Genomic DNA, 23,521 nt, shown 5'->3' on the forward strand with positions numbered 1-23,521 from the left:
CGAAGCGCCGAACGGGACCCTGTCCACCGCCCGGCAGCATTGACAGATGCCGCGCTGCCGGGGAGAAGCTGACACACAGTTTCGGCAGGACAGGCATGAACCGGATCGGCATCGCCAGCGGCTTCGACGAAGCCTATCTCATCGATCTCGCACGGCAGGCGGTTCGCCGGGGGCTGATCCTCGCCGTGCCGCCGGCGCGGCTTGATGACTGCCGCCGGCAGGGCTTGCCCGCTGTCCCCTGGACGGAGGCAGACGTCCGGGCACCCTTTCCGGTTCTTCACTCCCTGACCGACCCCACGGAGGCCGCTTTCCGGGGTACGCCGGATATCGGCGTCGCCAGCCTCATTCAGGCCAGCCTGTCCAATGAGGGGCGGCAACGGGCGGCTGGCATGGCCCTGGTGCTCGCCGCTTCCGAATGGAATGCCCGCCTGCTGCGGGAGGCCGGGCTGACGGCGGTACGACGCCATCCAGCCGGCGTGGACACCGGCATCTTCCGGCCGGAGCCCAAGAGAAGCATCGCCCCGGGCAAATACCTTATCTTCTGCGGCGGTCCGCTCGCCTACCGCGCCGGACCGGACATCGCACTGGCCGCCTTCCGCCGCTTCCGTGACCGCCACCCGGAAGTCCTGCTGGTGCCGGGCTGGACATTGCCAGACCGTTTTGAATCGCCCTGGCCAACCTCCCTTCCCGCCCAGCCACCCCAGCCGGAAGGGGATGTGCTGGACATCGGCCCCTGGCTGGCCGGGCACGGCATCCCGCCGGACGCAATCCTCGACGCGCATCAATTGTCCGGGCCGGACCTGCCGCAGCTGCTGCGCCAGTGCGACCTGGCGGTTTTCCCTGATCGTGGCAGCGCCGGGACCAATCCGCTGGCACTGGCGGCAATGGCGAGCGGCGTGCCGGTCGTGCTGTCCGCCAATACCGGCAATCTCGACCTGATCGGCAAGCATCTCTACCCCCTGAAACAGCAAGCCGTGCTGACCGGCGCCCCAGACCTTTCCGGCTGGGGCGAGAGCAGCGTCGATGAGATGCTGGAGGCCATGCAGCGCGCCTATGACCGGCGCCCGGAAGCGGCCTCGAAGGCCAGGGCCGCGCTGGCGCTGATCGGCAAGAGCTGGAGTATGGACCGGCAGGCCGAAATTCTGGCCGCTGTGCTGGAAAGAGCGGCATCCGGCAAGCCGGTGACGCCGGAACCGTACATTGCCGACTACGCCTGGGGGCAGTGCCTGCACAAGGCCGACCGCTCCAGCGAGGCGGAGCGCGTCTATGCCGAGGTGCTGGCGCAAAGACCCGACCATCTGGCGGCCCGCATGGATCGCGGCAATGTCCGCCGGATCGGCGGTGACCTGCAGGGGGCGGAGGCGGATTTCCGCGGTGCGCTGGCCCTGATGCCAGGCGAGCCCCGTATCCTGCGCAGCCTAGGCAATCTCTGGCGCCGCGCCGGCGACCTGACCCGTTCCGCCGAGGTGCTGCGGCGGTCGGCGCGTCTCGACGGCAAGGCGGACACGCATTGGGATCTGGCCTTCACCCTGCTGCTGATGGGCCGCTATGCCGAGGCCTGGCCGCATTTCGAGCATCGCCATGAAGCGCTGGGCCTGCGCCGTGTCGGCCCCGCCACCCCGCGCTGGACTGGCGGTGCCGTTGCGGGCGAGACCCTGCTGGTGCTGGACGAACAGGGGCTGGGCGACAGCCTGCAATTCCTGCGTTTCCTGCCGCTGATCCCGCTGGGGCCGGGCGGGCGGGTGATCTTCGCCGGCAAGCCGGCAACACTGCCGGCGGTCCGCCGCCTGCTGCCGCCCGAGAATGTGTTCGACTGGGACGGGCCGCTGCCTACCGTCCAGCGTTGGGACGGTCTGATGTCCCTGCCCGCCCGGCTGGGCATCGCAAGGCCGGAGGATGTGCCGCCGCCGCCTCCCGGTCTCCGCGATCCGGCACGCGAAGCAAGATGGCGACAGGTGGTGCGCGGTCCCGACAATGTTAGCGGTGACCGGCCGATCATCGGCCTGTGCTGGCGCGGCAATCCCTATTTTTCCGGCGACAGGGAGCGCTCGCCCGGTCTGGCGCCATTGCAGTCTCTGCTGGCTGTTGAGGGCGTGCGCTTCGTCTCGCTGCAGGTAGGGCCGGGCCGTAGTGAACTGACGGAGGTGGAAGGAGGCGACCGTATCGCGGATGACTGCGGCCTTTTATAGGTGGCTGGGGCGGACGGGCTGGACGGCAGGGCCGAGCGCGCGAAATGCGAACACGTCATCTCCTCCTGCACCTCCGTCGTGCATATGACGGGCGCAGCCGGCACGCCGGGCTGGATCTTGCTCAGCGACCAGCCGGACTGGCGCTGGATGACGGACCGTAGTGATTCGCCCTGGTATCCGTCGCTGACCCTGTTCCGCCGCCGCACGCCTGAGGGGTGGGACGCGCTAGCCGCAAGGGTCGCCCAGGCTTTGGCCCACTGGCGCGACGCGCGAGCACGATAAAAAAAGCCTCCCCGAAGGGAGGCTTTTTGTCACTGGCATGCCGCCTGCCGGTCAGGCGTAGAAGGCGCTGTCGATATCGGCCGCGGTGAGGGCGCTGATGCCGAGGAAGGTGAGGGTTGCCCCAGCCACCTGGATAACCACGCCGGTCTCCGTTACCGTCTGGCTGGCAATCGCCGCCTGAAGCTCGGCCAGCGTCGCATTCTCCACTGCGAGGCGGTCGGTGCCCTGCTGGAAGTCGGTGATGGTCGGCGTCAGCACGGCGTTGCCGTAGTTCGGATCGAACCCCTTCAGCACGAACAGGTCCGCGCCATCGCCGCCGGTCAGCGTGTCATTGCCCTGGCCGCTGTAGATCACGTCATCGCCGGCGCCACCGGTGATGGAATCGTGGCCCTTGCCGCCACGCATCTGATCGTCGCCGGCACCACCCAGGATGGTGTCGCCATTCAGGCCGCCCTGCGCGATGTTCGCGCCGCCGCCGGTCAGGTCCAGCGTGTCATAGCCGTCACCACCGTCGAGACTGTCGTCGCCCTGACCGCCGAACACCGAGTCATTGCCGGCGCCGCCCAGCAGCGTGTCATTGCCATCGGCGGACCCGACCGTGTCATCGCCGGCACCGCCGTCGATATAGTCGTCATCCTCACCCAGCATGATGTACTGGCTGGCCTCGTCCGCGACGACATAGTTCTGGCCGGCGCCGCCATTGACGGTGGTCGCCCCCATGACCGAGGCGAACTCGATATTGTCGAGGCGCAGATAGGAGCCCGTGGGCAGGCTGCGCATATCGATGACGAAGGCTTCAGACTGGCTGGTCCCGGTCGAGCCGGTAATGACAATGGCCGTGGACAGCTTGGAATCCGTCGTCGTCGGAACGATGGTCCGCACGTCCAGCGTCGTGGTCTGCGCCAGATTGGTCAGGAAACTCTGCGCCCCGCCGACAAGCTGGGTCTCCGATGTGGAGCCACGGGTCTGGATCGAGGTCACGAGGCTGGTCAGCGCATCGGTCTTGGTCTGCGCCTGCGTCGGGCCTTCCGAGACAACGCTCGTGTTCCCTGGCACGGTCGCATTCACCACATTGCCATTATTGTTGGAATTCTGAACGAGCGCCGCCACGCCGGGCGTGGTGCCGGTATTGGTGATCGTCTCCGCCTTGTTGCTGGCACCGTCAGTTCCCGGTGTTGTGGGAATTGTCGGCGTCGTGGGTGTGACGATAACGGGATTCACAGGCGTCTCGGTAGCCACCGGCGCGACCAGCGTAATCGTCGACTGGCTGCCATCAAGCACACCCTTGAAGGTGCCGCTGGCCGAGGAAATACCGGTCAGGGTCAGGCTGTTGCCGCCGCCCAGATCGATGGTGCCGCTGGCCGCATTGCCGTTCAGCGCGGTCAGATCCGTGCTGGTAACGATGATGCTGTCGCCCAAGGCGAAATCGGCAATGGTATCGCCGTTAAATTCCGCGGCAGTGCCTGTGAAGACATCGTTGCCGGCACCACCATGTTGTTCGTCGGTTCCATCACCACCGCGCAGGGTATCGTCGCCAGCGCCACCCCAGAGCGTATCATTATCGCCGAACCCCGAGAGGACATCGTTACCATCCTCACCAAACAGCAGATCGTTGCCGGCATCGCCCGACAGCGTGTCACTGCCGTCACCGCCATAGAGCGTGTCGTTATCGTTCTGACCCCACATCCAGTCATTGCCGGCGCCGCCATACTCCAGATCGTCGCCGATGCCGCCGATGGTGGTGTCGTTGCCGTCACCGCCATAGATCGTATCGTTGCCGTCGCCACCGCTCAGTCCGTCATTGCCTGCGTCGCCATAAAGAATATCGTCGCCGTTCAGGCCATAGAGGAAGTCGTTGTTCTCGCCCCCATACAGCGTGTCATTGCCGTCACCGCCATAGGCCGTGTCGTTGCCAGCGCCGCCATAGAACAGGTCGTTGCCGGCTTGGCCATACAGCGTATCGTTGCCTGCACTACCATCGATCGTGTCGTTACCGTCACCGCCATAGAGGCGATCGGTACCCGACCCGCCCGTGATGTTGAAGACACCATCCAGTTCCAGCTTGCCATCCCAAAGTATGGCGCCGGTAGCGGCCGATCCGTCCACGGTCAGGGTCTGGCCCGCCGCGACCGTCCCGTTATCGGTATAAATCTGGACGGTGCCGCTCGTTTGGCTGATCGTGACCTTCTCGACATTGGTCAGGGTCGTGGCGTTAAAGGTTACGCTGTGCGCAACCGAAATGACGAGCGTGTCGGTGCCGCCCTCGCCATCGATGACATCGCTGGCGCTCAGCGCCCCCGTGAGGCCCGCCGTAATGGTATCGTCGCCATTGGTCAGGCCGGGCGTGTCATCACCCGTCGTCAGGGTGACATCCGCAAGCACGGCGCGGAACTCACCGGCCAGTCCGGCGGCGAAGGGCATCGGGACGGGCTGGCAGAGATCACGGCGGAACAGCGTCCAGTCGCCGCCGAGATCGGCATGGCCGACGAGGCTGTCCGTGGCGGCGACAGTACGGCCGGTCAGTGCCTCCAGCCGGTCCAGCAGGGCATCACCTTCGGCACCTGCCGCGACGCGGCAGCCATAGAGCGAGATCAGCCCGTCCGGCGCCAGCGCGGCACCGATGGTAGCCAGCGTATCCGCGCGCGCGTCGAGCAGGTCCGCCGTCAGTGGAGTTGCACCCAGATACAGAGTGCCCGGCGCGCCATGCGCGACCAGCAGAAGATCAGTAATGTCTGCCGCGCCAGACAGCCGGGCGGCAATATGGGACAGCGCGTCTTCCTGCGCACCGATCCGCGACACCAGCGCACCGTGCGGCAGGTGCCGCAACAGGGTTTCGATCTGCGGTACGCGCGAATCGACAAAAATCAGGCTGCTCACCACTCTATCCCCAAACGACAGGTTGAAAGTTGGATGAAGCTAGCCGGCGATTATTAAAATTTCATTTATTTTTTCGAGAATCGAAACGTGATCATTTGATAATATAAAGAGAAACAGCGATTAATCTGAACAGAAATGCATATATAGCCTACTTGAATACCATATATATTATTGATTTAAATTCCATTAATATGGAATATTAGCTGTTCCATCTTTTAGTCTACACAATGATCTCTACCCTGCCGGCCAGTCCCGCCCGACACAGAGCCAGCACAGGGCAAGAATCGCGCTTTGACGTTCCTTTCCGGACAGGCTGCTTTATTCTCGCCTCGTTCCGCCCTGCCCTTATTCCGGCTCTGGTAACCGAGCATGCCGTCAACCCATCCCCTTGAGAGTGTTGCGGAAGCTTCCGGCGGGGGCCGTACCATCTTGCTCACTTGGGAAGTTGGCGAGGGTTTCGCCCATGCGGCGCGACTGCTGTGGATCGCCCGGCAGCTGCGCCGGACAGGCTGGCGCCCGGTTGTCGCCGCGCGCGACCCGGAAACCTTGCGGAGCGCATATGAGGCCGAGGGGATAGAGCTGTTCCCGGCGCCGCAGCACGAATCCTGCTTTACCGGCACACCGCCGTTCCGCGCCGCCAGCTATGCCGATGTCATGGGCATCTGCGGCTATGCCGACCGCGACCGGCTGGCCGCCAGCATTGCTGCGTGGGAGTCCATCCTGGCGCGGCACAGGCCTGCCGCGATCATCACCGATTATGCGCCACTGCTGTCGCTGGCCGCCTTCCGCCGGATTCCGCTGATCCCCATCGGCGACGGCTTCGTCGTACCACCTGCCCTGCCGGAGGGCGGCTTTCCGCCGCTTGGGGGAAAAGTGCCGGATGTCTGGCCACCGGCCGACCTGCTGGCCAATGCCCACGCCGTACAGGCGGCACGCGGGCAACCCCTGCCGGAGAACCTGCCGGAGATCATCAATGGTATCGGCGGGGTGGTCTCCATACCGCCGGAACTGGACATCTATGCCGACTGGCGGCTGCAGCCCGCAGCCGGCCCGTGGGAGAAACCGGACGCCCCCTTGCCGAGGCCGGACGCGCCGCGCTTTTTCGGCTATCTGCGCCTCAGCCAGCCGCTGGCGCGGCGTGTGGTGAAGGCGCTGATCGACACCCGCATGCCGGGCGCGCTGTTCCTGCGCGATATTCCGCCGGGCCGGGCGGACGTGCTGGCGGGGGAGTTGCGGGATGCGGGCATCCGGCTGCACGGGACGCCGCCGCCGATCCGCGAGGCGCTGGCCCAGGCCAGCCTGTTCATCCACCATGGCGGCATCGGCTCGCTGACTGACGGCGCCACTTTGGGGCGGATGCAGCTGCTGCTGCCCCGCCATCGCGAGCAGAGCTGCAACGCGAAGCGCGCGCTGGAGACGCTGCCCGGCTGCTTCCGGATTGGCGAGAACGCCCGGGATGAAAGCCTGCGCGAAACCCTGCCGAGGCTGATGTCCGACCGTCAGGCTTTCCTCCGCGCGCAGGAAACCGCGACGCGCATCGGCGCCCGGCCGGAAACTGCCTGGGCCGCCCTGCAGCCGCTACTGGCCGGAATATAACCGCGCCGACCAATTCCGAGCCGGATCGTGGGCCGGCCTCAGATGGCGAGGTATTCGTTCCGCAACTCCGGGCTTTCCAGCACCGATTTGGCGGTTCCGTCGAACACGATCTGCCCCATATCGAGAATCAGCGCGCGATTGGCGAGTTCGAGGGCGGCCACCGCATTCTGCTCGACGATGATGGTGGTGATGCCGAGTTCCTTGATCTGGGCGACGATCTTTTCGATCTCCCGCACAATGACCGGCGCCAGCCCTTCATAAGGCTCATCGAGCAACAGCAGCCGGATATCGCGGGCCAGCGCGCGCGCCACGGCAAGCATCTGCTGCTCGCCGCCGGAAAGCGTTACCCCCTCCTGCTTGCGCCGTTCCGCCAGGCGCGGGAAATATTCATAGATCTTCTCCAGCGGCCAGCCTTTCGGCTCGGCGATCTGCGAGAGCTGAAGATTCTCCTCGACGGTAAGGCCCGGAATGATGCGCCGGTCTTCCTGCACGAACTGGATGCCGGATTGCGACGCCTGATAATCCTTCAGCGTATGCACGGCAAGATCGCCAAGCCAGATCTCGCCGCTTTTGAGCTGCGGGTCCTGTGCCCGCGCCAGCGTGCGCAGCGTCGATGTCTTGCCCGCCCCGTTGCGGCCGAGCAGCGCCACGATATCGCCTTCCGCGATATCGAAGCTGACACCCTGGACGATATAGCTCTCGCCGTAATAGGCGTGGATATCCCGGACACTGAAGAAGGGAGCGTCGGTTGCGCTCTCAGCCCTTGGCATAGTCACGGCGTTCATCAATGCGCACCTCCCAGATAGGCTTCCTGCACGACCGCGCTGCGCCTGACCTCTTCCGGCGTGCCATCGGCGATGATCCGCCCCTGGGCGAGCACAGTGACGCGGTCAGCCAGCGAAAACACGACATGCATGTCGTGCTCGATGATGACCTTGGTCATGCCGCGCGCCTTGATCTTCTTCAGAAGGTCGATGGTAGAGTTGGTATCGTGGCGCGACATGCCGGCCGTCGGCTCGTCCAGCAGAAGCAGCCGCGGGCGCTGCACAAGCCCCATGGCCAGCTCCAGCCGGCGCTTGTCGCCGCGCGACAGGCTCGCCGCCTGCGTGTCCTTGTATCCGGCGAGCCCGACATCGGCGAGCCAGTGCTCCGCCTCCTCGCGGATTTCCGTCTCGCCATCGGTTCCCCGGAAGGCATTGAGCCTGAACGCGCCGTCGCGCTTGGCGAAAGCCGGCACCATGACGTTCTGGAGCAGCGTCAGGTCCGGAAATATCTCCGGCGTCTGAAACACCCGCACGATTCCCATCTGGTTGATCTCGTGCGGGCGCTTGCCCGTGATGACCTCCCCATCGAAGACCACGGCCCCTGTATCGGGCGCGATACGCCCGATACACACGTTCAGCAGCGTCGATTTACCGGCGCCATTGGGGCCGATGATCGCATGGGTCGTCCCCTCGACGATCTGCAGATCGATGTCTGACAGCGCCCGCAGACCACCGAAGCTTTTATGCACGTCCGCGACATGCAGCACCGCATTTGTCATCTTGTCCCTCCTATTCCGCCGGTGCCGGATTGCCCGAGGGCGCCTTGCTTCCCGTGCCGCGCCCCTTGCCGATGCGCGCCCTGATCCTGCGCGCGCCCTCCATCAGGCCGCCCGGCAGGAAGATGACGATCAGCATGAAGATGAGGCCGAGCGTCAGGTGCCAGCCCTCGCCAACGAAGGGAGAGACGATCGAGACCACGAAATCCTCCAGCCCATCGGGCAGGAACGAGAAGATGTCTTCCAGCCGTGCCTTGTGGAAGGCCGAGAAGATGTTCTCGAAATATTTGATGACCGCCGCCCCGATGACGGGACCGACGAGGGTGCCGACACCGCCGAGGATGGTCATCAGCACGACCTCTCCCGACGCGGTCCACTGCATGCGCTCAGCACCGGCAAGCGGGTCCGTCACCGCCAGCAGGCCGCCGGCAATGCCGGCATAGATGCCTGAAATAACGAAGGCCGCCAGCGTGTAGGGACGGGTATTGAAGCCGGTGTAGGCCATCCGGGTCTGGTTCGACTTGATGGCCTTCAGCATCATCCCGAATGGCGACCGGTCGATCCGCATCGCCACGAAGAAACACAGGATCAGGACCACCGCGCACAGGTAGAAGGCTTCAAGGCCGCCGAGTTCGAGCCCGAACAGGTTGGGACGGGGGATGCCCGGCACATCGGTGAAGAATGCACGGTCGATGACCCGCGGGTCGTTGAGGGCGAGTTGCAGGCCGGTTTCGCCATTGGTGATCGGCGTGAACACCGAATAGGCGAGGTTGTACGACATCTGCGCGAAGGCGAGTGTCAGGATCGAGAAATAGATGCCGGACCGCCGCAGGCTGATATAGCCGATGGCGGCGGCAAACAGGCCGGAGATCAGGATCGCCAGCGCCAGCGCCGGAATGACGTTCATGGTCAGCAGCTTGAACGACCACACGGCCGCATAGGAACCGACGCCCAGGAAGGCGGCGTGTCCGAACGACAGGTAGCCGGTCATGCCGAACAGGATGTTGAAGCCGATGGCGAAGATGCCATAGATCGCGAATTTCTGCATCAGGTCCGGGTAGGCCGCGCCGAAAGGGGCCAGCCAGATTGGCATGGTCAGCACCGCCGCGGCGAACACCACCAGATAGACGAGGTCGTTGCGCAAGGCGTTCATGTCAGTTCTCCATCACGCCTTTGCGCCCCATCAGGCCGCGCGGCATGACCAGCAGCACGACGACGGCGACGAGATATATGATGACTTGGTCGATACCCGGCAGGATGCTGTTGACCTCGTTCATCGAGGCGAAGCTTTGCAGGACTCCGAGCAGGAAGCCGGCAAGGACAGCGCCACTCACCGAGCCCATGCCGCCAACGACGACCACCACGAAGGACAGGACCAGGAAGTCCATGCCGATATGGTAGTTGGGCGAGACAATGGGCGTGTACATGACGCCGGCGATTCCGGCGACCACGGCGGCAATGCCGAACACGACCGTGAAGCGCTTCTGGATGTCGATGCCCAGGAAGCCGACAGTCTGCCGGTCTTCCATGCCCGCGCGCACCACCATGCCATAGGTCGTATAGCGCAGGAACGCGATCACCATCCCCATGACGGCAAGCGCGAAGCCCAGATAGACCAGTCGCCACCAGGGATAGAAGATACCGCTGAGGCCGATCCATCCGCCAACATCGACACTGCCGGCCAACGCAGCCGGCGCACTTGTCGGTATCGGGTTGGCGCCGAAATTCGCCTTCACGATTTCCTGCAGGACAATCGCCAGCCCGAAGGTGACCAGGATCTGGTCCGCATGGGCGCGCTTGTAAAAGTGGCGGATGAGCCCGCGCTCCATGGTAATGCCGACAATCAGCATAACCGGAATGGCAAACAGGATGGAAAGCGGCACCGACCATTGCACCAGGATGGCGCCGAAATCACCGAGCCATGCCTGGACAAGCGGCGTGCGCACCTCCATCGGCGACCCCCACGGGGTCAGCCGGTCGGGATCGACGGTCACGGTCTCGAGCTTGAGCAGACGGCTGAAGACGACGGCACAGAAGGCGCCGATCATGAACAGCGCGCCATGCGCGAAATTGACGATGCCGAGCGTGCCGAAGACGAGCGTCAGGCCAAGCGCGATCAGCGCATAGGCCGCACCCTTGTCGAGTCCGTTGAGCAATTGCAAAAAAATTTGGTCCATGAGCCCCATCCGCTCCGGTAGAGAAACGATGCCTCAAGCGAGACGGCGACCGGCCCCCCCGGAGGCCGGCCGCCAGGGTCAGCCGATCAGCACTTAGTGCTGACCGGGCCCAATTCTCCGCCAAAGATCGATGGGTCATAGGTGACAGTCTTGGTCGGGACCTCTTTCACGACCTGCAGCAGATCGTACTTGTCCTTCGGGTTCTCCTTACCCTGCACGACCAGCACCGGCTTGAAGCACTGATGGTCGGAGCCGCGATAGAGCGTCGGCCCGTTGCCGAGACCGTCGAACTCGAAATCCTCCAGCGCCTTGACGACGCCTTCCGGATTGAAGGTTCCGGCGCGCTCGCAGGCATCGGCATAGAGCAGGGCCTGCACATAACCGGTCTGCGCGGCCTGCGACGGCGGGGTTCCATAGGCTTCGCCGAAGGATTTCGTGAACGCCTTGGTGCCTTCGTTCTGCAGCTTCCAGTCCCAGTTGGCGGTGCCGTAGATGCCCTTGATGGCATCGCCGGCGCCCTGCGCCATCAGCTCGGAGAACAGCGGCACGACAATCTCGAAATTCTTGCCGTTGACCTGCTTGTCGCGCAGCCCGAACTGAACCGCCTGGCGCAGCGAGTTCACCATGTCGTTGCCATAGTGATTGAGGATCAGCACATCGGCGCCGGAGTTCAGGACCGGCGTGATGTACTGCGAGAAGTCGGCAGCACCGACCGGCGTGCGAACGGTCTGCACCGTCTCCCAGCCAAGACCCTCTGTCGCGTTCTTGATCGATTCTTCCTGGGTCCAGCCCCAGGTGTAGTCGGCGGTGAGGTGATAGGCGCGGCGGTCCTTGCCATAGGCCTCGCCAAGCACTGGCGCGATGGCCACACCCGACATGTAGGCGTTGAAGAAGTGCCGGAAGCCGTTCTTCTTCTTGTCCTTGCCGGTGGTGTCGTTGGAATGCGTCAGGCCGGACATGAAGATGATGCCCATGTCCTGGCACAGCGACTGCACCGCAACGGCAACGCCCGACGAGGAACCGCCGGAGATCATGATGGCGCCGTCGCGCTCGATCATGCGGGTTGCCGAGGCACGCGCCGCGTCACTCTTGGTCTGCGTGTCGCCGGTGACGTATTCGACCTTCTTGCCCAGGACGCCGTTGCCCTTTAGCGCGGTGCCCTTGAAGGTGTTCAGCATGCCGCCGTCACCCTCGCCGTTAATATGCTTCACGGCAAGCTGGTAGGCCTTCAGCTGGTCCTTGCCCTCTTCGGCATAGGGGCCGGTCTGCGGACAGTTGAAGCCGAACACCACCTTGGAGCCGGTCGGGCTGTTGCAGAAGCTCTGCGCACGCGCGGCACCCGACAGAATCATGGGCATCGCAAGGCCGGCACCGACAAGGCTGGTGCGTTGCAGGAATAAGCGTCGGTTGATCTTCTCGATTGGCATCTTTTTTCCTCCCAGTTCGCGTTGCCGGCTGCTCGCCGGTCGGTCGACGGGTTCTTTGACCCTGCGACATCATTACGCGGGATTGTAACTTATTCAATAAGTCATTGGTAAATCACAGTTTTTTTGTAAATTATTTTATTGTCATCATAAGAAATTTGTCATTAATTTACAAACCAGGGGGTAAAGGATGGCAGCGAAACTCGTCGGGCTGAAGATCAGGACCCTGCGCATGCAGGCGGGGCTGTCCCAGAACATTCTGGCCCAGCGCGCCGGCATATCACCGTCCTACCTCAATCTGATCGAGCGCAATCGCCGCCCGGCATCGACGCTGTTGCTCGACCGGATCGCTGCCGAGCTGGCCGTCGATCGCGCGCAACTCGACGGCGAGGCGGAACGGCGCCTTGCGGATGAGGTACGCGAGGTCTCGGCGGAGCTGGCGGCCAGCGAGAAGCTGCCCGAACTTGCGTCAGCCGAGGAATTTGTCGGCCATCATCCTGGCTGGGCAGCGCTGCTCCTGCGCCTCTATCGTTCTTACCAGGATCGTGACGCCGCTGTTCTCGCCCTTGCCGACCGGCTTGAACATGACCCGTTCCTGCGTGACAGCGTCCACCAGATGCTGACCCATGTGACCTCGATTCGCTCGGCGGCGGAGATCGTGCAGGCCAGCGACACACTCGAATCGACCGACAGCCGCCGCTTCCTGGAGATTGTCGCCGGCGACAGCGCACGGCTCTCGCAAACGGCCATGGCCCTTGCCGCCTTCTTCGACAGTGCGCAGACCCGTGTGCGCGCCGCCACCCCGACCGAGAAGGTCGATGCGCTGATCGTGGCGTCGCAGAATTATTTCCCTGAACTGGAAGCCTATGCCGACGCTGTCCGCGCCGCCGGGGAGCACGAAACGCTGCTGCACGCCCCGCCTTCATTCGATGCGGCAGACAATGAGGAGCGGCCATCGCCCTTCGAGCAGCTGCGCGCGCAGGCGCGGCTGGGCGCGGCCGGCGAGGTTGCCGCGATCCTGTCGCGCCATGAGGGGTTCGAGCAGGATGGCGAGGCCTTCCGGCTGGCCGCCAATGCGCTGTTCGCCTACACCGCTGCGGCAGTGCTGATGCCGTACGGGCCGTTCCATGCCGCCGCGGAACGGCATCGCTATGATCCCAACAGGCTGGCCAGACTGTTCGGCGTTTCCTACGAACAGGCGGCACACCGGATGACCACGCTACGCCGTCCCGGCCGGGAAGGGGTGCGCTTCGCCTTCATGCGGGCCGACCCGTCAGGCTATATCAGCAAGCGTCTGCCCCTGCCCCGTCTCCCGCTGCCCCGCTACGGCAATGCCTGTCCGCTCTGGGTGATCTATACCGCGTTCCAGACGCCCGGCATGACGGCGCGCGCCTTCGGCGCCCTGGCGTCAGGCGATGATTTCCTTTTCTTCGCCCGCGCCGTCGAGAAGCAGCCGGCAATGACCGGCGGGGCGCGGCATCTGATGTCGATCATGCTGGCCTGTGATGGCGATGACGCGGCCCGCGTGGCCGCCGCCGACGGCATCGAAAGGCGGGCGGCAACAGTGCCCGTTGGCACGACATGCCGGCTGTGCGTCCGTGAGGCGTGCCGGCAGCGACAGGAACCGCCGCTGATCGCCTGAGCCGCCGCGTAGCAAAAGCGATGGCAAGAGGCGGTATTGCGCGCCGGAACACGGGCTTAGCCAAAAGGCTTGTTTGACCGCCATGCAGGCCCGATTATGGCATCAGTGGTCCCAGCATAAGAACCATGGCTGCCAAACAGGCGGTCAACAAGGTTGAAGAAGCGGACCGCAGGGGAGGACGAAACATTGGGGAGAACCAGAATACTGATCGTCGAGGATGAGCCGAACATTGTCGAATCGCTCAGCTACATTCTCAGACATGCGGATTTCGACGTCTCCATAGCGGAGAATGGGCTGGAGGCGCTGGAGCGGCTGCGTCGTGCGAAATTCTCGGCCATGATCCTCGATGTCATGATGCCGGGAATGAGCGGATTCGATGTACTGCGGGAAGTCCGCGCCGACCGCACCCTGTCCGGCCTGCCTGTCATTGTCCTGACGGCCAAGGGCCAGAGCCGCGACCGCCAGACCGCCAGCGAGGCCGGGGCGACCGAATTCATCACCAAGCCCTTCTCGAACGCCGAGATCATCGCCTGCATGCGACAGGTCACCGGCAAGGGCTGAAGCGGTGAAACACTGGGACAGCAGAACCCGGAATATCCGGGACGGCGCTGCGATACTCCCCGTCGCAGCGATATTCCTGCTCCTGCCGCCAACGATCCTCGTCTTCTCAGCCCCCGTCCTGATTGCCGGCATCCCGCTGATCGTCCTCTATGTTTACGGCGTCTGGGCCTGCCTGATCCTGTGCGCGTTGCTGGTGGCCGTGCGCGTCAGGGAAGTCGACGCGAACGGCGAGAACGATCAGGACGGCACCTGAATGCTGCATCCCGATCTCGTCATCGTCATCTGCCTTGTCTATGTCGCCGTTCTGTTCGGGGTGGCGTTCGCAGGCGACCGGCGGGCCAGACGCGACTCGGGCGGCTGGCTCTCGTCTCCGCTGGTCTATACCCTGTCGATCTCGATCTACTGTACCTCCTGGACATTCTTTGGCGCCGTTGGCTCGGCGGCACGGAACGGGCTGGAATTCATTACCATCTATCTTGGCCCGACCATCGTGTTCGTCGGATGGTGGATATTCCTGCGCAAGCTCGTCACGGTCGGCCGCGTCCATAATACGACCTCGATTGCCGACTTCATCTCCGCGCGCTTCGGCAAGAATCCGATGCTGGGTGCCCTGGTGACGCTGATCGCCGTCATCGCAACCGCGCCCTACATTTCGCTGCAGCTCAAGGCCCTGACCGACAGCTTCCAGGTGCTGACATATCCGCGCGGAGCGGTAACCGCGGCAAGCTCGACGATCGAGCCCGACTATGCGCTGGCCTTCTGGATCGCGGCGGGCATGTGCGTCTTCTCGATCATGTTCGGCGTGCGCAATATCGATGTGAACGAAAGGCATCAGGGCGTCGTCGCCGCCATCGCGCTGGAGGCGGTGGTCAAGCTGGTCGCCCTTCTGGCCGTAGGCCTGTGGGTTGTCGGCCTGTCTGACTGGGACCCGGCCGCGGCTTTCGCCAATGCGCCGGCAAGCATCATCGACCCCGCCGAAACCTTTGGCCCGCGCTGGCTGACCCTGCTGTTTCTCGCGGCGGCAGCCGTTATCTGCCTGCCGCGCCAGTTCCAGGTCACCGTGGTGGAGAATTCCAACAACAGCCAGATCAGGACCGCCTCCTGGCTGTTTCCACTGTATCTGCTGCTGCTGTGCCTTTTCGTGATTCCGATCGCCATCGCCGGGCTGGAGCGGCTTCCCAGCGGTTCCAACCCCGATCTCTTCGTGCTGACCCTGCCGATGCAGGAGAACAACAATACGCTGACCTTGCTTGCCTTTCTGGGCGGCTTCTCCTCCGCCACCTCAATGGTGATCGTATCCTCGATTGCGCTTTCGACGATGATCTCGAATCACATCATCATGCCCCTGGCCTTGCGGTTTTCGCTGCTGCCGCAGGCCAGTGCCAAGGCGATGCGCCACTTCATCCTGACCGCGCGGCGCGGGGCGGTGATCTTCGTGGTCCTGCTCGGCCTGATCTATTTGCGGGCAAGCAACTCCGAGGCGCTGGCCGCCATCGGCCTTGTCTCCTTCTGTGGTGTTGCCCAGTTCCTGCCCAGCCTTGTCGGGGGGCTGTACTGGAGCCGCGCGACCGCCGCCGGCGCGCTGGTCGGGCTGTTCGCCGGCCTCATCGTATGGGGATACACGCTCGTCCTGCCCAGCTTCGGGGAGAGCGCCCTGATATCGGCTACGATGATGGCCGATGGCCCGTTTGGCATCCTGTGGCTGCGGCCACACGCCCTGTTCGGCCTCACCGGCTATGACCCGCTCGTCCATGCGGTGTTCTGGAGCATGACCGCAAATATCGGGCTGTTCGTGCTGGTGTCGCTGATCAGCGAACCGACACCGCTGGCGCGTTTCCAGTCGATGCTGTTCGTCGATGTCTTCCGCCGCCAGACCGAGACCGAACAGCGCATCATCCGCCGCACGGCACGGGTCGCCGACCTGCGCCAGATCGCCGAGCGCATCCTCGGCCCCGCCGAGGCAACTGCAATGTTCGCGGATCGCGACGTCCACCGTTCGGTCCTTGCCGGCGATGAGACGATCTCGCGCGTCGAACAGCGGCTGGCGGCGAATGTTGGCGCGGCATCAGCCCGCTCGCTGATCTCGCGGGTGGTCAGCGACGAGACCATCAGTGTGCAGGAGCTGAAACGCATCGCTGGCGAGGCCGAGCAGATCCGCGCCTATTCCGAGGAGCTGGAGCGCAAGTCGCGCGAGGTGGAGGCCACGGCCGCGGCCCTCGCGGCGGCCAACCAGCGCCTGCGCGAGGTCGATGCGCAGAAGGACGAGTTCCTCAGCCAGATCAGCCATGAGGTGCGCACCCCGATGACCTCGATCCGGTCGTTCAGCGATATCCTGCTCGCCGAACCGGCCATGCAGGAGGAACGGAAGCTGCGTTTCCTCAACATCATCCAGAATGAAAGCATCCGGCTGACCAGACTGCTCGACAGCATTCTCGAAATCGACCAGCTGCGCACCGCCTCGGCGCGCCAGACGCCTGTCGATTTCGACCCGGAAGAGATTCTGACCTCCGCCCTGGAAAGCTGCGAGGCGCTTGCCCACACCGCCGGCACCACGCTGGTTCAGCAGCGGCACGAGGGCGCCGTTACGCTGTCGGGCGAACCGGACAAGCTGGCGCAGATCTTCATCAACCTGATCTCCAACGCCATCAAGTACAACGACGCGCCGAACCCCAGCGTGACCGTCTCCAGCCGCTCAGACCAGGGCATCTATGAAGTGCGTGTCGAGGATAACGGGCGCGGCATCCCCAGTGAGGATCACGAACGCATCTTCCTGAAATTCGAACGCGGCGCTATCGCGGGCCATCAGGGGGCGGGCCATCACGGGGCAGGGCTGGGGCTGGCCATTTCGCGCCAGATCGCCGAGCAGTTTGGCGGCAAGCTGTTCCTCGACGATAATGGCAAGGCTGGCGCCTGCTTCGTCCTGCAGGTCCCGATGGCCGGCGGCAAGGTCTAGATCAGGTCGCGCGGGACGATACAGAAGACGCCCATGTCCATGCGGGCCCAATAGCCTCGCGCCGCGCAACCACGCGCGCCCCCAAAAGGGGAAAGCAGAGCGCTGTCTTGATCGGAAAATTCAGAAGAAATTGGCGGAGGGGGAGGGTCCGGAATCGAACGTTCTCTGAGCGCGAGACGATCCAGGATGCCTCCGCCTTCAGTCGAAGCCGATAGGCGTTCCATCCCTTAACGGCCAGCGCGGCATCCGCCACCATCCCGGAAGGTGTCGCCCTCAAACAGCCTCAAACAGGATGACAATGGCGCCGCCAACGAAATTGAGCTCGCACCGGTAGCTCAACAGCATCTAACCGAGCGCGGTCGCGCTCGCGCCAAGAGCCAATGGTGGAGAACCCGACGACAAAGTAGAGGCCCATGCTCAATGCCTGCCGTCGACGGTGGGCAGACTCGATATCGATCGCGCCCGCCGTGTGTCCGGCGACATAGCCCGGCATCAAAGGCAGGACGCAGGGCGAGACGAACGACACCGCGCCGGCCAGAAATGGGGCTGTCAGGCCGATGCCGGAGGGTCGAGGGTCTCGCCCCTTTGAGAGGTTGCCGGGAACGCCATGGCAAAACGGAAGCCGGCGAGCGGGACGACGATCCATTGCAGGGCCGGGCTGACGCCGGCGTCGAGACCCGGGATCACCGGCATCAGGTCGCGATAGGCCCATGCCTGGCGCACCTCGATATTCAGCCATTCGCTGAAGATCGTGTAGGCAAGCCCGAAGGCAACAGTCCCCGCGACGACCGGAAGCCGGCGTTCGGTTGGCCACGCCCCGTTGCCGAGAAGGAACAGGGAAAGCATGACCGCGCTAAGGGCGATGAGAATGTCGCCACCGGTGCAGTGAACGGCAGCGAAGATGATCTCCCAAGCCGAGCCGGTTTCCCACAACCTATAGAGCGGCATGTGGGCGAACTCCCAGACCAGGTTCGCGGCGGCGACAAAGGCCATGTAGCGGCGCAGCGCCGAAAGCCAACTGATAGATCTTTCACCGCGCACCCGGTCCATGTCCGAATGGACGCCGGTCATCGGAACAGCCCCTTCACGCTGCCCCACCAGCCAGCCTCTGTCGGCTTGGATGGGCGATAGGGGGCGTTGGTCAGCCCGTTGATGTAAAGCACCAGGTTCAAGGGCTCGAAGCGCAGGCCATGGCACTTGGCGGCGAAGCGTCCGCCACGGTCGATCACATGCGTGACGACGCCATGCATCTGCTGGCCGTCATCAAGCGGCTCGAACTTGACGTTATAGGTCCCCGAGCGCGTTCGCGGTGCCTCCTCGGGATCGCCCGGGCGGCGGGTCAGGAACATCCAGTTGTACGGGTCGAGGCCGTGCGCCTCGCCATAGCTCTTCAGGACATCCGACGTGTCGGCCCCGGGGTCGGTCGTCACCGTGATGAACTGGACCATGTCCTTCATCGGCGTGGCGTTGATCTTCGATTGCACGTCGGCGATCAGGGCGGAGTGCAGGGGGCAGACATCCGTGCAGCCGGCAAATATGAAGTTCAGCACGACGATCCTGTCGGCGAAGTCCGACAGCTTGAAGATAGTCCCGTCGACATCGGCCAGTTCAAAGGGCGGGGCCGGGCCATCGATGGCCTGAAAGAACTGCTCCTTGCAGCCCATGACCCTGTCGAGATCGGCGCCCGGATGGTGCGCCAATGCCGGCACGGCGAAGGCGAGTGCGCCGATCAGAACAGCGGTTAATCGTGCGAGACTCATATCTTCTCCTCGGACATCCCTGCGGTCGATGACGCCGGTCGGCGACATCACTCCTGTCGTCTCCGCGGCCGCAGGCCTGCATCCGTCTCGCCATGGGTCGCGCAAGACTTTGCTCCGCCGCCGCGCATGCACAGGCCGAGGGCGCACATCGCGGCGCAGGGCGCGAGGGCGAGCAGGATCGGCGCCGCGCCGACGGCTGTCAGCCAGTTCCAGTTCAGGGCAAGCCCTGCGCCCAGCGCCCCGAGGCCCGCAAGCAGGACAATCCGGCGTTTCGACAGCCAGGGCACCCTGAGGAAAAATGGGATGCGCGGAGTTGCATTTGCGGCGATCCGTTTCGAGATCATCGTGTCGATTCCTTTCCTGTGTGTTCGGCGATGACGTCCTCGAAGAAGGCGACCATCTCCGGTGTGTCCCGTTCGGCCGGTCCGATCAGCCGGCCGAGCTCCCGCCCGTCCGGTCCGATGAGCAATGTCCCCGGGAGGCCGTAGATCCCGAGGTCGCGCGATGCCTTCATCGTCTCGTCGATGAAAATGCCCAGATGTTGGATGCCGATCTCATCGAAGAATCTGCGGACGGCACCGACGCCGGCGCGGTCTATCGACAGGGCCACGACCTCGAAGCGCCCGCCGCCGAGCGTTGTCTGAAGGCGGTCCAGTGTCGGCATCTCGTGTCGGCAGGGGGCACACCACGTGGCCCAGACGTTGAGAAGGACGACCTTGTCGCGCCAGCGGTCGAGCGTGAGCGCGTTGCCGTTCTCATCTGCGAACGAGACGGTGGCGAGCGGCTGCGGCGTGTCGTGCAGCGGGACGGCATTCGGCCCGTCCGCCATCGTCGCGGTCGACAAGACCAGCGCCAGCACGAACCCGAGCGCGGGTAAGGGCTTCATTGGCCTGCCTCCCTTTCGCGGCGGCTCATCTCGGCCTGGTATTGCTGCTCCCGCTCCGGCCAAGTGCTCTTGATGAAGTCCAGAACCGCGTGGATATCCTCGTCGGACAACACGCCAGCGAATCCAGGCATGTCGCTCTGATAGCCGCCGCCGACGACCGCGGCGGGTCCTTCCTTGGTGATGCGGAACAGGACACCGTCAGGGTGGTGCCAGGTGTGTCCCGAAGCGTCGTGCGGCGGCGCGGGCAGGCGACCCGACGGCAGTCGACTCTTCCAGTCCGGCTGGCCTTCGAGCTTCGCGCCATGGCAGGACGCGCAGTTTGCTGCGTAGATCGCTCGCCCGCGTTCGAGTCGTTCGCCGGATACCTTCGTCGGACCGCTCCGGTCAAGTCCGGCCCAGAGCAGCCCGGCCACGGCGCTTCCGCCGAGCAATATCGTGGCGCCAATAACGGCGCGGTTCATCAGCGCTTGCCTCCGAATAGGTATTTGAACAGCGCCGCGATGCCGAGGACGAGCAGGACGATCACGAGCAGCCAGACAAGGCCCATGCCCCACATCATCATGCCGCCCATGCCTTCCATCATGCCCATACCCATGCCGGTCGGTGCGTTGTTCATCGGAAAATCTCCCTATTCGACCGCGTATACGGACGGCTTGCCGTCACCCACGGCGTAGATCGTAAAAGGTTCGGTCTTGGCGCCGCTCATGCCGGGTGATCCCATCGGCATGCCGGGCAAGGTCACGCCCTTGATGTCCGGATGCTCCGAGAGCAAGCGATTGACGGTCGCGACAGGCACATGGCCGCTCACCACATAATCGTCGATGAAGGCGAGGTGGCAGCCCTGGAAATCGTCCGGGATGCCGGCCTCGCGGCTCATGGCGACCAGTTCATGGGTCGGCTTGACGGTCACGGTGAAACCGTTGTCGCGCAGATAGTCGGCATAGGCTTCGCAGCAGCCGCATTGCGGGTTCTTGTAGAGGGTCGCTTCCTGGGCGACCGTAAAAGATACGTTCGTGAAATAGACGCCCGCCCCGAGGAAGGCGGCGGCGAGGGCGGCGACGATGATCCTGTGCATGGTGGTTCTCCCTGAATCTGTGGATCAGGCGACGCGGATGACGCCCATCATCCCGCCGACCTGGTGTTCGAGGATGTGGCAGTGGAACATCCAGTCGCCGGGATTGTCGGCGACGAAGGCAATCTCGACCTTCTCCCGAGGCGCCATCAGCACCGTGTCCTGCCATGCGCGGTGCGGCGTCGGCGCACCGTTGCGCGAGATCACCCGGAAGGAATGGCCGTGCAGGTGGATTGGATGGTGCCACGCCGTCGCATTGGTCATGGCGATGACATGCGAGCGGTCGCGGGTGAGCGTCAGCATCGGGTCGAGCACATGGCCTTCGGCGGCCTTGCCGTTGACGAACCAGATGCCCTGCCCGTGCATCATGCCCATCATCCCACGCATCATGTCGCTGCCCATGCCGTTCCGGCCGCCTTCGCCCATGCTGCCGCCCATCTCCGCCATCACCATCCCGCCCATCATGCCGCCGTTGAAGATCACTTCATGGCGATGGGCGACGGCGATATCGGGTTCGGGCAACGGGTTCGCGGGAAGCGCGACGGACCGGTCAAGTGGATTGTCCCTGAGCGGTGTCCCGTCATAGACTAGGTCGACCAGCTCGTATTCGAGGCCCCGGTAGAACCGGTCGCTGACCGTGACACGGCTGCCCGGCTTGCCGGTCATGTCGAGCACGATATCGGCCCGCATGGCAGGCCCGAGCACGACGAGACCGCCCGCCGGCGCATGCGGCGTCACCGGCTGGCCGTCGAGCGCGATGACCGTCGGCGCGTGGCCATGGAAGTCGAGCCCGAAGATGCGCGCGTTCGCGGCATTGATGAGCCGCAGCCGGATTCGCTCGCCGCTGCGCACCGGAAGCGCGTCCGGCACGTGACCGTTGATGGTGACGGTGTTGCCGATCCGGCCATTGTGGCTGATGTCATGGCCGTTGCCGAAATCGTCGCTGATCTCGGCTGACCCGGTGAGGCGCCAGTCGTCGAGCACCCAGACGAGTTCCCGATCGACTCGGGGAGGTTCAGGCTCCTCGACAATCAGCGGCCCGTAGAGGCCGCGCCCGACCTGCTCGAAGCTGCGCTGATGCGGGTGATACCAGAAGGTGCCCCCATCGACCGCGTCGAACTCGTAGACGAAGGTCCCGCCCGGCGCGATCGGCGGTTGGTTGAGATGCGGCACGCCATCCATGGCGTTCGGCACCCTGAGCCCGTGCCAGTGGACGGTGGTCTCCTCGGCGAGCCCGTTCTCGACGGTGATCCGGAGGCGCGCGCCCTGACGCACGCGAATCTCAGGTCCGGGGACAACGCCGTTGTAGCACCAGGCGGCCGTCTTGCCATGCGGCTCCGGTACGAGCCGCGCCTGTCCCGGTGCGGCCCGCAAGGAGAACTCCCGGACGCCGGCCGCCCGTGCGGGAAACATGAGGCCAGGCATTCCAAGGCTGGCAGCGCCGGCGGCGCACGCCTTCAGTAAAGTCCGGCGCGATAGCGCCAGGGTGATCGGTGACATGGTTCGCTCTCATCTTATTTCCGCTGTGCTTCGGATGCGCAGACTCGGGTCTGCACTCGCATTGAGCGGCGGCTGCCCGCGCGGTCGCCCGGGAAGCGCAGCAGGGCGCAGCGGTCGGAGCGTACCCCGACCGGCGTCCGATCAGATGAGCGTTCGGGGAGGGTAGGGTTCGGGCGGACCTGTCCGTCCGGCAAGGTCGTAGAAGGCGCGGACCGACGGAGATATACCGGTCACCAGCGGAACACTGCCCTCGGGGCTGAGACTGGCCAGGAGTGGAGTGACGCACACCATGCTACAGCTAAGCCCGCCGTCGTCGCCGTCACCGTCGGAGCCGCAGCCCTGACAGTCGGCCATATCCATGGCGCCGCCATCAGCGAGCGCCATCTTGATCGACATGGTGGTTGTGCTCGTCGCGTGCGCGACCGAGCCGACCGCGAATGCGGCGAGCAAGGCGAACACGAATATCCGTACAAGCTTGACCATTGTGTATTCATAGGCTGTCGCCGGAAACTTGTCGAGTTCCAAGGTGTCGCGGCTCCTTGAGGATCTTACCCGACGCAGCAGGAGAGCTTGGCCACGCCCCTGTCGAAAGTCTGGGCGGCAAGCTTCAGCCCTTCGACCTCAGGTACGGGAAGATCGTCCCGGCAAGCGCCTTGGCGGTCATGCCGAACTTAAGCGCCGGCGCCAGCGTCTGGATGCTGTCGGTGCCCTCGGGCGCGAGGTCTGACCGTCCGGCAGACGGTCGGTCTTGGCGTCCGCCACCAGCTTGATCAGTCCGCGCGTGTCGCGGGCTGCCCGTGCGCGTGGTACATGGTCGAGCGGCACGATGGATGTCTTGACCTCATGGCCGGCGGCCCTCGCCGCGGCCTCGCTCAGGCCGACGCCCGCCACCTGCAGGTCGGCGAACACCACCCAGGGCATGGTGCTATTGTCCTAGGCGAGACTGTTCCCGTAGAGCGCATTGAGCGCCGCGAGCTTGGCCCCGCAGGCGGCCATGTAGACGAACTGGTTGCGTCGCAGCGGCGCGGCATCCATTTGATGAGGCAGAACCGTTGACCTGCC

The 23,521-nt window shown here is 64.4% G+C and carries 24 protein-coding genes; 7 read left to right on the forward strand and 17 right to left on the reverse strand.

Going from position 1 to position 23,521, the window contains the following annotated elements; all coding sequences use genetic code 11:
* The first annotated feature begins 95 nt into the window (after window positions 1-95).
* On the forward strand, window positions 96-2,189 hold the full coding sequence (locus MK313_RS00170) for a tetratricopeptide repeat protein (protein ID WP_287779281.1): 2,094 nt from the start codon (window positions 96-98) through the stop codon (window positions 2,187-2,189).
* On the forward strand, window positions 2,190-2,471 hold the full coding sequence (locus MK313_RS00175) for a hypothetical protein (RefSeq protein ID WP_287779283.1): 282 nt from the start codon (window positions 2,190-2,192) through the stop codon (window positions 2,469-2,471).
* A 51-nt stretch (window positions 2,472-2,522) separates the two neighbouring features.
* Here MK313_RS00175 and MK313_RS00180 read toward each other — a convergent pair whose 3' ends face one another.
* Window positions 2,523-5,348, reverse strand: a complete 2,826-nt coding sequence (locus MK313_RS00180; RefSeq protein WP_287779284.1) for a DUF4347 domain-containing protein — start codon at window positions 5,346-5,348, stop codon at window positions 2,523-2,525.
* A 429-nt stretch (window positions 5,349-5,777) separates the two neighbouring features.
* On the opposite strand from MK313_RS00180, the gene MK313_RS00185 reads away from it, so the two are divergent.
* Window positions 5,778-6,944, forward strand: coding sequence for a hypothetical protein (locus MK313_RS00185; RefSeq protein ID WP_287779285.1), 1,167 nt, complete (start codon window positions 5,778-5,780; stop codon window positions 6,942-6,944).
* 38 nt (window positions 6,945-6,982) lie between these two features.
* On the opposite strand, the gene MK313_RS00190 is transcribed toward MK313_RS00185, so the two are convergent.
* The 5 genes from MK313_RS00190 to MK313_RS00210 form a co-directional block, all read right to left on the reverse strand.
* Window positions 6,983-7,729 carry an ABC transporter ATP-binding protein gene (locus tag MK313_RS00190; RefSeq protein ID WP_008945216.1) on the reverse strand — a complete coding sequence of 249 codons (747 nt, stop codon included), beginning with the start codon at window positions 7,727-7,729 and terminating at the stop codon, window positions 6,983-6,985.
* Complete coding sequence (locus MK313_RS00195) at window positions 7,729-8,487, reverse strand: ABC transporter ATP-binding protein (RefSeq protein WP_008945215.1); 759 nt, start codon at window positions 8,485-8,487, stop codon at window positions 7,729-7,731. The genes MK313_RS00190 and MK313_RS00195 overlap by 1 nt, the downstream gene beginning before the upstream one ends.
* 10 nt (window positions 8,488-8,497) lie before the next feature.
* Window positions 8,498-9,637: a branched-chain amino acid ABC transporter permease gene (locus tag MK313_RS00200; protein WP_121219007.1), complete on the reverse strand. Its 1,140-nt coding sequence runs from the start codon at window positions 9,635-9,637 to the stop codon at window positions 8,498-8,500.
* A gap of 1 nt (window position 9,638) precedes the next feature.
* Window positions 9,639-10,661 (reverse strand): branched-chain amino acid ABC transporter permease, encoded by a 1,023-nt coding sequence (locus MK313_RS00205; RefSeq protein ID WP_287779290.1) that lies wholly within the window; start codon window positions 10,659-10,661, stop codon window positions 9,639-9,641.
* A gap of 86 nt (window positions 10,662-10,747) precedes the next feature.
* Window positions 10,748-12,088, reverse strand: a complete 1,341-nt coding sequence (locus MK313_RS00210) for a substrate-binding protein (protein WP_008945212.1) — start codon at window positions 12,086-12,088, stop codon at window positions 10,748-10,750.
* A 187-nt stretch (window positions 12,089-12,275) separates the two neighbouring features.
* Between MK313_RS00210 and MK313_RS00215 the strand changes: the two genes are divergently transcribed.
* The 4 genes from MK313_RS00215 to MK313_RS00230 all read left to right on the forward strand — a co-directional run bounded on the left by MK313_RS00215 (window position 12,276) and on the right by MK313_RS00230 (window position 17,241).
* On the forward strand, window positions 12,276-13,727 hold the full coding sequence (locus tag MK313_RS00215; RefSeq protein ID WP_287779293.1) for an XRE family transcriptional regulator: 1,452 nt from the start codon (window positions 12,276-12,278) through the stop codon (window positions 13,725-13,727).
* A gap of 186 nt (window positions 13,728-13,913) precedes the next feature.
* Window positions 13,914-14,288, forward strand: coding sequence for a response regulator transcription factor (locus tag MK313_RS00220; RefSeq protein WP_008945210.1), 375 nt, complete (start codon window positions 13,914-13,916; stop codon window positions 14,286-14,288).
* Between the two features lie 4 nt (window positions 14,289-14,292).
* Window positions 14,293-14,541, forward strand: a complete 249-nt coding sequence (locus tag MK313_RS00225; protein ID WP_008945209.1) for a hypothetical protein — start codon at window positions 14,293-14,295, stop codon at window positions 14,539-14,541.
* Entirely contained in the window at window positions 14,542-17,241 is a 2,700-nt protein-coding gene (locus MK313_RS00230) for a sodium:solute symporter family transporter (protein WP_287779297.1), read from the forward strand.
* A 283-nt stretch (window positions 17,242-17,524) separates the two neighbouring features.
* On the opposite strand, the gene MK313_RS18195 is transcribed toward MK313_RS00230, so the two are convergent.
* The 11 genes from MK313_RS18195 to MK313_RS18200 all read right to left on the reverse strand — a co-directional run bounded on the left by MK313_RS18195 (window position 17,525) and on the right by MK313_RS18200 (window position 23,380).
* Window positions 17,525-17,887, reverse strand: coding sequence for a cytochrome c biogenesis CcdA family protein (locus tag MK313_RS18195; protein ID WP_407668692.1), 363 nt, complete (start codon window positions 17,885-17,887; stop codon window positions 17,525-17,527).
* Window positions 17,791-18,312 carry a hypothetical protein gene (locus MK313_RS00235; protein WP_217895476.1) on the reverse strand — a complete coding sequence of 174 codons (522 nt, stop codon included), beginning with the start codon at window positions 18,310-18,312 and terminating at the stop codon, window positions 17,791-17,793. The genes MK313_RS18195 and MK313_RS00235 overlap by 97 nt, the downstream gene beginning before the upstream one ends.
* Window positions 18,309-19,001 (reverse strand): SCO family protein, encoded by a 693-nt coding sequence (locus tag MK313_RS00240; protein ID WP_287779302.1) that lies wholly within the window; start codon window positions 18,999-19,001, stop codon window positions 18,309-18,311. The genes MK313_RS00235 and MK313_RS00240 overlap by 4 nt, the downstream gene beginning before the upstream one ends.
* Before the next feature lie 47 nt (window positions 19,002-19,048).
* Window positions 19,049-19,345: a hypothetical protein gene (locus MK313_RS00245; RefSeq protein ID WP_287779304.1), complete on the reverse strand. Its 297-nt coding sequence runs from the start codon at window positions 19,343-19,345 to the stop codon at window positions 19,049-19,051.
* Window positions 19,342-19,887 carry a TlpA family protein disulfide reductase gene (locus MK313_RS00250; protein WP_086466083.1) on the reverse strand — a complete coding sequence of 182 codons (546 nt, stop codon included), beginning with the start codon at window positions 19,885-19,887 and terminating at the stop codon, window positions 19,342-19,344. The genes MK313_RS00245 and MK313_RS00250 overlap by 4 nt, the downstream gene beginning before the upstream one ends.
* Window positions 19,884-20,348 (reverse strand): c-type cytochrome, encoded by a 465-nt coding sequence (locus MK313_RS00255; protein WP_086466084.1) that lies wholly within the window; start codon window positions 20,346-20,348, stop codon window positions 19,884-19,886. Before MK313_RS00255 ends, MK313_RS00250 begins: the two co-directional genes overlap by 4 nt.
* Complete coding sequence (locus tag MK313_RS00260) at window positions 20,348-20,503, reverse strand: hypothetical protein (protein ID WP_287779309.1); 156 nt, start codon at window positions 20,501-20,503, stop codon at window positions 20,348-20,350. The genes MK313_RS00255 and MK313_RS00260 overlap by 1 nt, the downstream gene beginning before the upstream one ends.
* A 12-nt stretch (window positions 20,504-20,515) precedes the next feature.
* Window positions 20,516-20,962, reverse strand: a complete 447-nt coding sequence (locus MK313_RS00265) for a DUF411 domain-containing protein (protein ID WP_086466085.1) — start codon at window positions 20,960-20,962, stop codon at window positions 20,516-20,518.
* Between the two features lie 24 nt (window positions 20,963-20,986).
* Complete coding sequence (locus MK313_RS00270) at window positions 20,987-22,459, reverse strand: multicopper oxidase family protein (RefSeq protein WP_086466086.1); 1,473 nt, start codon at window positions 22,457-22,459, stop codon at window positions 20,987-20,989.
* Window positions 22,460-22,600: 141 nt separating this feature from the next.
* Window positions 22,601-22,984 (reverse strand): hypothetical protein, encoded by a 384-nt coding sequence (locus tag MK313_RS00275; protein ID WP_140056083.1) that lies wholly within the window; start codon window positions 22,982-22,984, stop codon window positions 22,601-22,603.
* Window positions 22,985-23,119: 135 nt separating this feature from the next.
* Complete coding sequence (locus MK313_RS18200; RefSeq protein WP_416054095.1) at window positions 23,120-23,380, reverse strand: hypothetical protein; 261 nt, start codon at window positions 23,378-23,380, stop codon at window positions 23,120-23,122.
* Window positions 23,381-23,521: the final 141 nt, after the last annotated feature.

This window comes from Oceanibaculum sp. (assembly GCF_022449305.1).
GTDB lineage: Bacteria > Pseudomonadota > Alphaproteobacteria > Oceanibaculales > Oceanibaculaceae > Oceanibaculum > Oceanibaculum indicum.

Bases quoted from the DNA above. Each gene is read 5' to 3' on its own strand.
- MK313_RS00170 (WP_287779281.1), top strand. From the start codon at position 96: ATGAACCGGATCGGCATCGCCAGCGGCTTCGACGAAGCCTATCTCATC.
- MK313_RS00190 (WP_008945216.1), bottom strand. From the start codon at position 7,729: ATGAACGCCGTGACTATGCCAAGGGCTGAGAGCGCAACCGACGCTCCC.
- MK313_RS00195 (WP_008945215.1), bottom strand. From the start codon at position 8,487: ATGACAAATGCGGTGCTGCATGTCGCGGACGTGCATAAAAGCTTCGGT.
- MK313_RS00200 (WP_121219007.1), bottom strand. From the start codon at position 9,637: ATGAACGCCTTGCGCAACGACCTCGTCTATCTGGTGGTGTTCGCCGCG.
- MK313_RS00205 (WP_287779290.1), bottom strand. From the start codon at position 10,661: ATGGACCAAATTTTTTTGCAATTGCTCAACGGACTCGACAAGGGTGCG.
- MK313_RS00210 (WP_008945212.1), bottom strand. From the start codon at position 12,088: ATGCCAATCGAGAAGATCAACCGACGCTTATTCCTGCAACGCACCAGC.
- MK313_RS00215 (WP_287779293.1), top strand. From the start codon at position 12,276: ATGGCAGCGAAACTCGTCGGGCTGAAGATCAGGACCCTGCGCATGCAG.
- MK313_RS00230 (WP_287779297.1), top strand. From the start codon at position 14,542: ATGCTGCATCCCGATCTCGTCATCGTCATCTGCCTTGTCTATGTCGCC.
- MK313_RS18195 (WP_407668692.1), bottom strand. From the start codon at position 17,887: ATGGATCGTCGTCCCGCTCGCCGGCTTCCGTTTTGCCATGGCGTTCCC.
- MK313_RS00235 (WP_217895476.1), bottom strand. From the start codon at position 18,312: ATGACCGGCGTCCATTCGGACATGGACCGGGTGCGCGGTGAAAGATCT.
- MK313_RS00240 (WP_287779302.1), bottom strand. From the start codon at position 19,001: ATGAGTCTCGCACGATTAACCGCTGTTCTGATCGGCGCACTCGCCTTC.
- MK313_RS00245 (WP_287779304.1), bottom strand. From the start codon at position 19,345: ATGATCTCGAAACGGATCGCCGCAAATGCAACTCCGCGCATCCCATTT.
- MK313_RS00250 (WP_086466083.1), bottom strand. From the start codon at position 19,887: ATGAAGCCCTTACCCGCGCTCGGGTTCGTGCTGGCGCTGGTCTTGTCG.
- MK313_RS00255 (WP_086466084.1), bottom strand. From the start codon at position 20,348: ATGAACCGCGCCGTTATTGGCGCCACGATATTGCTCGGCGGAAGCGCC.
- MK313_RS00260 (WP_287779309.1), bottom strand. From the start codon at position 20,503: ATGAACAACGCACCGACCGGCATGGGTATGGGCATGATGGAAGGCATG.
- MK313_RS00265 (WP_086466085.1), bottom strand. From the start codon at position 20,962: ATGCACAGGATCATCGTCGCCGCCCTCGCCGCCGCCTTCCTCGGGGCG.
- MK313_RS00270 (WP_086466086.1), bottom strand. From the start codon at position 22,459: ATGTCACCGATCACCCTGGCGCTATCGCGCCGGACTTTACTGAAGGCG.
- MK313_RS18200 (WP_416054095.1), bottom strand. From the start codon at position 23,380: ATGCCCTGGGTGGTGTTCGCCGACCTGCAGGTGGCGGGCGTCGGCCTG.